Annotated in this window: 8 protein-coding genes and 1 pseudogene; 5 read left to right on the top strand and 4 right to left on the bottom strand. The window is 71.3% G+C overall.

The window, feature by feature from the left end:
* Positions 1 to 104: 104 nt before the first annotated feature.
* The 3 genes and pseudogenes from ABT057_RS15480 to argH form a co-directional block, all read right to left on the bottom strand.
* A pseudogene (locus tag ABT057_RS15480) lies at positions 105 to 641 on the bottom strand (TetR/AcrR family transcriptional regulator); the annotation flags it as partial.
* A gap of 80 nt (positions 642 to 721) precedes the next feature.
* Entirely contained in the window at positions 722 to 1693 is a 972-nt protein-coding gene (locus tag ABT057_RS15475) for an aldo/keto reductase (protein ID WP_352343438.1), read from the bottom strand.
* A 64-nt stretch (positions 1694 to 1757) separates the two neighbouring features.
* Positions 1758 to 3185, bottom strand: coding sequence for an argininosuccinate lyase (gene argH / locus ABT057_RS15470; RefSeq protein ID WP_352343436.1), 1428 nt, complete (start codon positions 3183 to 3185; stop codon positions 1758 to 1760).
* 225 nt (positions 3186 to 3410) lie between these two features.
* Here argH and ABT057_RS15465 point away from each other — a divergent pair, with 225 nt between their 5' ends.
* From ABT057_RS15465 to ABT057_RS15445, 5 genes are all read left to right on the top strand, one after another.
* Entirely contained in the window at positions 3411 to 4328 is a 918-nt protein-coding gene (locus ABT057_RS15465) for a hypothetical protein (RefSeq protein ID WP_352343434.1), read from the top strand.
* 122 nt (positions 4329 to 4450) lie between these two features.
* On the top strand, positions 4451 to 5035 hold the full coding sequence (locus ABT057_RS15460; protein ID WP_352343432.1) for a pyridoxamine 5'-phosphate oxidase family protein: 585 nt from the start codon (positions 4451 to 4453) through the stop codon (positions 5033 to 5035).
* A gap of 321 nt (positions 5036 to 5356) precedes the next feature.
* Positions 5357 to 6739: a ferredoxin reductase family protein gene (locus ABT057_RS15455; RefSeq protein WP_352343431.1), complete on the top strand. Its 1383-nt coding sequence runs from the start codon at positions 5357 to 5359 to the stop codon at positions 6737 to 6739.
* 88 nt (positions 6740 to 6827) lie between these two features.
* Positions 6828 to 7916 carry an FMN-binding protein gene (locus ABT057_RS15450; protein WP_352343430.1) on the top strand — a complete coding sequence of 363 codons (1089 nt, stop codon included), beginning with the start codon at positions 6828 to 6830 and terminating at the stop codon, positions 7914 to 7916.
* Between the two features lie 56 nt (positions 7917 to 7972).
* Positions 7973 to 8713 carry an FAD:protein FMN transferase gene (locus tag ABT057_RS15445; RefSeq protein WP_352343444.1) on the top strand — a complete coding sequence of 247 codons (741 nt, stop codon included), beginning with the start codon at positions 7973 to 7975 and terminating at the stop codon, positions 8711 to 8713.
* A 102-nt stretch (positions 8714 to 8815) separates the two neighbouring features.
* Here ABT057_RS15445 and ABT057_RS15440 read toward each other — a convergent pair whose 3' ends face one another.
* On the bottom strand, positions 8816 to 9361 hold the full coding sequence (locus ABT057_RS15440) for an arginine repressor (RefSeq protein ID WP_352343429.1): 546 nt from the start codon (positions 9359 to 9361) through the stop codon (positions 8816 to 8818).
* Position 9362: the final 1 nt, after the last annotated feature.

Raw genomic sequence — 9362 nt, 5'->3', positions numbered from 1 at the left:
GGCCCTGGAACAGGGCGGTCAGGACCGCGCGCGGCGCACGCCGACCCATTTACTGTGCCCCCGGCGCACGGCGAAGCCGCGCTGAGTTGCTGTCGCGGGGATGTCCGGAGTGCTCCGCCGAGCAGCAGCTCGGCGATCATGTGCCGGAAGTCCTTGGGGGCGCCCTTGCCGCTCTGCACCAGCCAGGCGCCGGAGGCCAGCAGGCCGTACAGCGCCTCGGTGAGCCAGGCGGGCGTGAGGTCGATGCGGAACTCCCCGTCCGACTGTCCGCGGCGGAACAGGGCGGAGACGCGGTCGTCGATCCTGGTCCAGCCGTCGTTCTGTTCCTCGCCCTCGAACAGCTGGTTCTCGGTGTAGAGGAAGGCGAGCAGACCGGCGGCCGGTTCGATCTCGCGGACGAGCCGGCGTACGGCGTCACTCGCGGGCCCCTCGGCCAGGCGGGCCGCGTCGAGGGCGGTCTCGCACTCCTCGATGCCGAGCGCCTCCAGGGCGCGGACGAGCGCGTCGCGGCCGGCGAAGTGCCGGTGCAGGGTGGCGCGGCTGATCCCGGCGGCCTTGGCGACCTCGTCCATGGTCGCGGTGGACTTGTGGGTCAGCAGGGCGGCGGCGCTGCGCAGTACGTGGTCACGGTCGACGGCCATGAGACAAACATAACCCAGATGAGACATGAGTGTCTCATCACGGGCATGGGTGACTCACTCCGACGGCCGGACGGCAGGGCTCAGTGCCAGGGCAGGCGGGACCGCTGGTCCCAGTACGCCCCGGGGTCCTGGGCCAGGCCCGCCAGCCGCGCCAGCTGCTCCTCGTCCAGGTCCACGACCGCCGCGTGCAGGTTGGAGGCGAGCTGGGCGGCGGTCGCCGCGCCGGACAGCACGACGCCGGCCCAGGGCTCGCGCAGGATCAGGGCGAGGGCGACGGCGTCACAGCCGAGCGAGGTCTCCTCGGCCACGGCCTTGAGCACGTCCGGGGCGTGCGGGTCCGCGAGCCGCCCGTTCGCCATGCCCTCCTTGACGATCACCGTGAGCCCGGCGTCGTGGGCCTCCGCGAGGGCCGGGCCCGCCGAGGCCTCCAGGGCGTTGTACGTCGACTGGACGGTACGGAAGAGGGGCTCGCCGTCGACCGTCACGGCGAGGGCGGCGCGGATGGCCTCGGCCTGGCCGGGGCCGCTGGTGGAGAAGCCGACGGTGACACCGCCGGCGGCGGCCCGGGCCAGTTGCGCGTGGAGTTCCTTGTCGGTGAGGGCCGGGCTGTCCGGGGTCACCGAGTGGATCTGGTAGAGGTCGAGCCGGTCGCCGAGCAGCTCGACCGTCTCGGCGCGCTGACGCTCGTACGTCCGGACGCTGTGGTCCTTGACCTCGTGCCGCTCGGCGTCGGTGGTCCAGTCGGCGGTGTAGGTGTAACCCCACTTGCTGCCCACGACGACGTCGTCGACGTCGGTCCTGGCCGCCAGCCAGCCGGCGAGGAACTCCTCGGAGCGGCCGTAGGAGCGGGCCACGTCGAAGTAGCGGACGCCCTGGGCGTAGGCGGCGTCGAGGAGTTCGTGGGTACGGGCGCGCAGCGCGTCGACGCTGCGGTTCTCTCCGAGGTCGTGGTCCCGGCCGAGGTTGATGTAGCCGGGACGGCCGACGGCGGCGAGACCGAAGCCGATGTGGCAGGTCGGGGTCGTGGCGGTGGCCAGTCGGGCGAAGGGCATCGCGGGCTCCCGTTCGGTCGGCTCCTGGCGGCTGCCGTCCAACCTACCCGCGATGCCCCGTCAGTCACTTCTTGGCGTCGGCCCACTCGTGTTGCGCCGCCACGTCCGCCTTCACCTCGGCCAGCTGGACCGCGACCGCGCTGGGTGCCGTACCGCCGCGGCCGCTCCGGGAGGCCAGGGCGCCCGGGACGTTGAGGACGGTCCGCACCTGGGGGGTCAGGTGGGCGGAGATCTTCGCGAACTGTTCGTCGGTCAGCTCGTCGAGTTCCTTGCCCTCGGCCTCGGCGGCCTTCACGCACTCGCCCGCGACCTCGTGCGCGACACGGAACGGCACGCCCTGCTTGACCAGCCACTCGGCGACGTCGGTGGCGAGGGAGAAGCCCGCCGGGGCGAGTTCCTCCATGCGCTCGCGGTGGACGGTGAGGGTGGCGATCATGCCGGTGAAGGCGGGGAGCAGGACCTCCAGCTGGTCGCAGGAGTCGAACACCGGCTCCTTGTCCTCCTGGAGGTCGCGGTTGTAGGCGAGCGGCAGGGCCTTGAGGGTGGCCATGAGGCCGGTGAGGTTGCCGATGAGCCGGCCGCTCTTGCCGCGGGCCAGTTCCGCGATGTCCGGGTTCTTCTTCTGCGGCATGATCGACGAACCCGTGGAGAACGCGTCGTGCAGGGTGACGAAGGAGAACTCCTTCGTGTTCCAGATGATGATCTCCTCGGCGATCCGGGAGAGGTTGATCCCGGTCATCGCGGTGATGAAGGCGAACTCGGCGACGAAGTCACGGGAGGCCGTGCCGTCGATGGAGTTGCCGACGCTGCCGCGCTCGAAGCCGAGGTCCTCGGCGACCGCCTCCGGGTCCAGGCCGAGGGAGGAGCCGGCCAGCGCTCCGGAGCCGTACGGCGAGACGGCCGTGCGCTCGTCCCACTGGCGCAGCCGCTCGGCGTCCCGGGAGAGGGACTGGGCGTGCGCGAGGACGTGGTGGGCGAACAGCACCGGCTGGGCGTGCTGGAGGTGGGTGCGGCCGGGCATCGCCACGTCCGGGTGGGCCTCCGCCAGGCCGATGAGCGCGTCCTGGAGCTCGGCGAGCAGTCCGCCGATGATCCGGGCGTGGTCGCGCAGGTACATCCGGAAGAGGGTGGCGACCTGGTCGTTGCGGGAGCGGCCGGCGCGCAGCTTGCCGCCGAGGTCGGGGCCGATGCGCTCGATGAGGCCACGCTCGAGGGCGGTGTGGACGTCCTCGTCGGCGATGGTGCCGACGAAGGAGCCGTCGGCGACGTCCGCCTGGAGCCGGTCGAGGCCCGCGGTCATCCGGGTCAGCTCGTCCTCGGTGAGCAGGCCCGCCTTGTGCAGCACGCGTGCGTGGGCACGCGAACCGGCGATGTCGTAGGGCGCGAGGCGCCAGTCGAAGTGGACGGACGCGGACAGCTTCGCCAGGGCCTCGGCGGGACCGTCGGCGAACCGGCCGCCCCAGAGCCGGACGTCACCGCTGTTGCTGCTCACTTGCGTTGCTCCTCACCGCTGCACTCACCGTCCTGCATGAGTATGCAGTGCTCTGCATGATTCGTCAATTCAACCGGGGGTGTGGCGGCCTCGAGAGGATCCCGAAGAGAAGATCCAAAGAGATTTGGGGTCGCCTTGAACATCGGCAACCGCTTACCCGTACTCACGGCTGAACGCTGGCGCCGCGTTTGTAAACCCACTCCTGACCCCAAGTGAGGCATCCCCATGTCCAGGGCTCTTCCGAAGTACAACAAGCGTCGTGTGGCGATCATCGGCGGCGCCGCCGCTCTGGCCCTGACCGGTGCGGTGGTCGTGAACCAGGCCCTCGCCGGGGAGTCGTCCAAGAGCACCACCACCAACGCCAAGACGCTCGCCGCCGGCCCCGGCACCATCACGTGCCCGGACGTCGCCTCGCAGCTGCCCGACATCCCCGCCTCGGCCCAGGCCGAGGTCGACCGCAACCTCGCGCTGCTCCAGACCCAGATCGACGAGGCCAACCAGCGGCTGATCGACACCGTCGGCCAGGGCGGTGCGAACTTCGTGCAGAACGCGATCCTCGGCCCCCTGGAGGACAAGCGCGTCGCGACCGTCAACCGCATCGCGACGGCGATCGGCCGCACCGCGGAGAAGCCCACCGGTCTGGACGCGCTGGCGCCCTGCACCCTCAACGCGGACGGCGCCGCGAACACCGGCGACGCGGCCACCCCGGGCGCCACGGAGAGCCAGGCGGCCGGTGACACGGGCGAGGCCGCCGACGACACGGGGGCCGCCGACGACACGGGGGCCGCCGACGACACGGGGGCCGCGGAGGAGACCGGCGCCGCCGAGGACACCGGTGACGCGGCCGGCGTCGGCACGATCACCTGCCCGGACGTCGCCTCGCAGCTGCCCGACATCCCCGCCTCCGCCCAGGCCGAGGTCGACCGCAACCTCGCGCTGCTCCAGACCCAGATCGACGAGGCCAACACCCGCCTGCAGAACACGGTCGGCCAGGGTGGCGCCAACTTCGTGCAGAACGCGATCCTCGGCCCGCTGGCCGACAAGCGGAAGTCCACGATCGACCGTATCGCCATCTCCATCGGCCGTACCGCCGAGAAGCCCGCGGGCCTGGACTCCCTGGCGGCCTGCACGTTGAACAAGTGACGTGACAGGCGCGGTGGCCGCCCCGAGGAAGCGCCGGCCGGGGCGGCCACTGCCGCGTGTCCGCAAGCGGAATCGACCATTTCCTCAGACACGCGAACGACTTTCCCGGATCATGGGCGGACATGGGAAAGACGTATGAGCGCATAGACGGCAGACTCCGTACGTTCATCGAGGAGCAGCCACTCTTCTTCACCGCGACCGCCCCGCTGTCCGGTGACGGCACGGTCAACCTCTCCCCCAAGAGCCTCAAGGGCTCCTTCGCCGTGCTCGACGAACACACCGTGGCATACCTCGACTTCGCCGGATCCAACGCCGAGACCATCGCACACCTGCGGGAGAACGGCCGGATCACCCTGATGTGGTGCGCCTTCCAGGGGCCGCCGAACATCGTGCGGGTGCACGGGCGCGGCGAGCCGGTCTTCCGGGACGACCCCCGCTTCACCGAACTCCTCCTCCACTTCCCCGACATCGACCCCACCCCGCACGGACTGCGCGCGATCATTGTCGTGCGCGCCGAACTCGTGCGGGACAGCTGTGGTTACGCGGTCCCCTTCATGACGTACGAGCAGGACCGGGATCTGCACGGGAAGCGGTTCGCACGGGAGGACGACGAGTCGCTGGACGCGTACTTCACGAAGAAGGACCACATCGCCACCAGCATCGACGGGCTCCCGGGGCTGCCGCTCCCCCTGCCGCCGACCCCCTGAGGAACCGTCGGAGGGCCGACCGGCCCGTGTTGTCGTCGGGGAGGGCGCAATCCCATGGACCGGGACGTCGGCGTCAGCCGCTGAGCGAGCCGCCGCGCAGGAAACCCGCCGCCGACCGCCCGCCGTGGTTCCACATCCGGCGCGAGGCCGAGGTGAACGGCGGCGGACGGCCGGCTCGACCCGCTCGGCCCCTGAGCCGACCGCGCCGATCGACGGTTACCGGCGGTCACGCCGCTCCGCGGTGCACTCCGCGGGGAGCTGAACACTCTGCCCTTCTCGCCCGTATCTGTGGGCCAAGGGTCAAGTCCCCACGGAGGAACCGTGACCACCACGATCGCAGGCGGACGTGCCGCCCGCCGCCAGACGATGCGCCGCATCCGCCCGCGCCGATCCCCGGCCGCCCTGTTGCTGCTCGCCGTATGGGCGGGCGCGGCGGGCGTGCTGTGGCTGTGGTGGGCCAACACGCCGAACATCGCCGACACCAACAGCAAGATCCTCAACGCGGGACGGATCACCGGGCTGCTCGCCGGCTACATGATGGCGCTCGTCGTGCTGCAGATGGCGCGGGTGCCCGCCCTGGAGCGGCGGGTCGGCTCGGACCGGGTGGCCCGCTGGCACGCGATGAGCGGCCGGTACACCCTCTGCCTCACCTTCGCGCACGTGTTCCTCATCATGTGGGGATACGCGCTCCAGGCCGGCAAGTCGCTCGGCGACATCGTCCAGCAGACGATCGACTCGATCAACCAGCTGCCGGACATGGGCAAGGCGGCGATCGGCACCGGTCTGCTGGTGGTCATCGGCCTGGTGTCGATCGGCCCGGTCCGCAGGAAGATGCCGTACGACACCTGGTACCACATCCACCTGATGACCTACGCGGCCGTCTTCCTGACGTTCTGGCACCAGCTGACCACGGGCAACGAGTTCGCCGTCGAGCCCACCGCGAAGACCGTCTGGTACGGGCTGTACGGCACCGTCACCGCGCTGGTGATCTGGTACCGCATCCTCACCCCGATCCGGCTGAACCTGCGTCACCGCATGTACGTCGAGGCGGTCATCGAGGAGACGCCCGGCATCGTGTCGGTGCTGATCGGCGGGCGCAAGCTGCACCGGATCGGCGCGGAGGCCGGGCAGTTCTTCCGGTGGCGGTTCCTGGCGCCTGGGATGCGCTTCAGCTCCCACCCGTACTCGCTGTCGGCGAACCCCCGCCCCGAGCTGCTGCGCATCACGGTCAAGGCGATCGGCGACCACACCGCGGCGCTGCGCGAGCTGCGGCCCGGCACGAAGGTGTGGGCCGAGGGACCGTACGGCGCGATGACCGCGTCCCGGCGCAGCCGCGGCAAGGTGCTGCTGGTGGCCGGCGGCGTGGGCATCACCCCGATGCGGACGCTGTTCGAGACGCTGCCGGGCGCTCCCGGTGACATCACGCTCCTCTACCGGGCCAACAGCACCCAGGACCTGGCGCTGTGGGACGAACTGGCGAAGATCGCCGACGAGCGCGGGGCACGGCTGATGTACGCCGTCAACAGCCCCGACGGAGAGCGCCCCGACATCTCGGCGGAGTCCCTCCAGCGCAAGATCCCCGACATCGACGACCACGACGTCTTCATGTGCGGGCCGAACGGCTTCGCCCAGGGCGTGTACGAGGCACTCCGCGGCGCCGGAGTCCCGGCCCGCCGCATCCATCACGAGTCGTTCGAGATGTGAGCGACGGGAAACCCACCGCACCACCGGGCGACCGGACCCCTTCGGCCTTCAACGCGGCCCTCAACGTGAATCAGGAGCTCAGGAAGAGATGAGGAAGAGCCACCCTCTTCGGCGCGTCGTGCTGGCCACCGCCGCCACCGTGTCCGGGATCGTGCTGCTGCTGTCGCTCAAGCCGTCCACGGACACGACGTCCGCCCAGGCGGCGGGTGCCGGCGGCACCGCCGCCCAGGAAGCGGCCCAGGGCGGAGCCGGGGCGCCCGTGACGGGCACCATGACCGGTGACGCCGTCAAGACGCAGTACGGCAACGTGCAGGTCCGCATCACGGTCGTCAACAACAAGATCACCAAGTCCGAGGCCGTCCAGGCACCCAAGGGCGGCACCAGTACGCAGAAGAGCGAACTGGCGATCCCCAAGCTGAACGCGGACGTGGTCACCAAGCAGAGCCCGGACATCGACACGGTGTCGGGCGCCACGTACACCAGCGAGGGCTACAAGAAGTCCCTGCAGTCGGCGATCGACAAGGCGAACGCGAGCGCGGGCTCCGCCCAGGGCTCCGGCAGCGCACAGGCCTCCGGGACCTTCACCGGCGACGTGACGCAGACGCAGTACGGCAACGTCCAGGTCCGGATCACGGTCGCGGGCGGCAAGATCACCAAGGCGGAGGCCGTCCAGGCGCCCAAGGGCGGCACCAGCGACCAGAAGACCGCACTCTCCGTCCCCAAGCTCAACCAGGAGGCGGTGGCCGCCGGCAGCGCCGACATCGACTCCGTCTCCGGCGCCACCTACACCAGCGAGGGCTACAAGAAGTCCCTGCAGTCGGCGCTGGACAAGGCGAAGTCGAGCGCGGGGTCCTCCCAGGCGTCCGGCTCGGGTTCGGGGTCGAAGGGCTCCGGCAGCGCGCAGGCCTCCGGGACCTTCACCGGCACGGTCGCGCAGACCCAGTACGGGGCGGTGCAGGTCCGGATCACGGTCGCGGGCGGCAAGGTCACCAAGGCGGAGGCCGTCCAGGCACCCAAGGGCGGCACCAGCGACCAGAAGACCGCACTCTCCGTCCCCAAGCTCAACCAGGAGGCGGTGGCCGCCGGCAGCGCCGACATCGACTCCGTCTCCGGCGCCACCTACACCAGCGAGGGCTACAAGCAGTCCCTGCAGTCGGCGCTGGACCAGGCCCGGTGACGGACACCGTGGCCGAGTCGGCAGCTCCCGCCGCGGTGCGTCACGCGGAGGAGGTCATGGGGACCGTCTTCTCCTTCGACGTCCGCGGCGGGGAACCCGGTCCGGTGCGCGCGGCGCTCGACGAGGCGGTCGCGGGCCTGCACCGGGTCAACGAGGTGTTCAGCACCTACCGCGAGGACAGCCAGGTCTCCCGGCTGGTGCGCGGTGAGCTGAGCGTCGAGGAGTGCGACCCCGAGGTGGCCGAGGTGCTGGCCCTGGGCGCCGAGGCGGAGCGGGTGAGCGACGGCTGGTTCAGCATGCGCTACGAGGGCCGGCTCGACCCGACCGGCATCGTCAAGGGCTGGGCCGCGGAGCGAGCGGCGCGGCTGATGGCCGGGGTCGGCGGGGTGAGCGGGGTCAGCGTCAACGGGGGCGGCGACGTGCAGTTGCTGGGCGTGCCGGGGCCGGAGCGGCCGTGGCGGGTGGGGGTGTCGGATCCCCTGAGGCCGGGCGGGCTCGCGGCGGTGGTGTCGGCGGCGGGGGCGGACGAGCTCGCGGTGGCGACGTCGGGGACGGCGGAGCGGGGCGCCCATATCGTCGACCCGCGTACGGGTCGGTCCGCAGTGACGGACCTCGTCGCCGTGACGGTGGTGGCACCCGAGCTGACCTGGGCGGACTGCTGGGCCACGGCGGCGTTCGCGATGGGGTCGCGGGAGGCGCTGCGGTGGCTGGAGGCGCTGCCGGACGTGGAGGCGCTGCTGATCACGGCGGGTGACGAGGTGCGGTGCACCGGGGGGTTGGCCCGCCGGCTGGGGTGAGGCGGCCGGCCCAGGGGCGCGGGGCCGTGTCGATGAGCCGCTCCGCCGCGTGGTCGCGGCCGCACACCGCCCTCGGCCGGCGTCCCCCCTCGACCACCCCTCTCAGTGACCGTTCTGAGCCAGCCTCAGCAAGTGGTCCGCGAGGGCCTGTCCGCCCAGGGGATCCCGGCTGATCAGCAGCAGTGTGTCGTCACCCGCGATCGTGCCGAGGATGTCGTGCAGCTCCGCCTGGTCGATCGCCGAGGCGAGGAACTGCGCCGCACCCGGCGGGGTGCGCAGGACCACGAGATTCGCGGACGCCTCGGCCGAGACCAGCAGCTCCTGCGACAACCGCCGCATCCGCTCCTCCTTCGCCGACCCGCCCAGCGGTGCCCGGGGGGTCCGGAAGCCGCCCTCGCTCGGCACCGCGTAGATCAGGTCGCCGTCGGTGTTACGGATCTTCACCGCGTTCAGCTCGTCCAGGTCCCGCGACAGCGTCGCCTGGGTGACGCTCAGCCCGTCGTCGGCGAGCAGTTTCGCCAACTGGCTCTGCGAGCGCACCGGTTGCCGGTTGAGAATGTCCACGATCCGGCCGTGGCGGGCGGTGCGGGTCTGCGGCACGGCGGGCCCGTTCGCCCCCGGCTGCTCATGGTCCTGCGCCTGGCTCATC

Source organism: Streptomyces sp. NPDC002588, assembly GCF_040295925.1.
Classification (GTDB): Bacteria; Actinomycetota; Actinomycetes; order Streptomycetales; family Streptomycetaceae; genus Streptomyces.
The sequence above is the reverse complement of the archived record's forward strand: the minus strand, read 5'-3'. Positions and strand labels throughout refer to the sequence as shown.

Coding starts and splice junctions, on each gene's coding strand:
- ABT057_RS15475 (WP_352343438.1), bottom strand. CDS start 1,693: ATGCCCTTCGCCCGACTGGCCACCGCCACGACCCCGACCTGCCACATC.
- ABT057_RS15465 (WP_352343434.1), top strand. CDS start 3,411: ATGTCCAGGGCTCTTCCGAAGTACAACAAGCGTCGTGTGGCGATCATC.
- ABT057_RS15460 (WP_352343432.1), top strand. CDS start 4,451: ATGGGAAAGACGTATGAGCGCATAGACGGCAGACTCCGTACGTTCATC.
- ABT057_RS15450 (WP_352343430.1), top strand. CDS start 6,828: ATGAGGAAGAGCCACCCTCTTCGGCGCGTCGTGCTGGCCACCGCCGCC.
- ABT057_RS15445 (WP_352343444.1), top strand. CDS start 7,973: ATGGGGACCGTCTTCTCCTTCGACGTCCGCGGCGGGGAACCCGGTCCG.
- ABT057_RS15440 (WP_352343429.1), bottom strand. CDS start 9,361: ATGAGCCAGGCGCAGGACCATGAGCAGCCGGGGGCGAACGGGCCCGCC.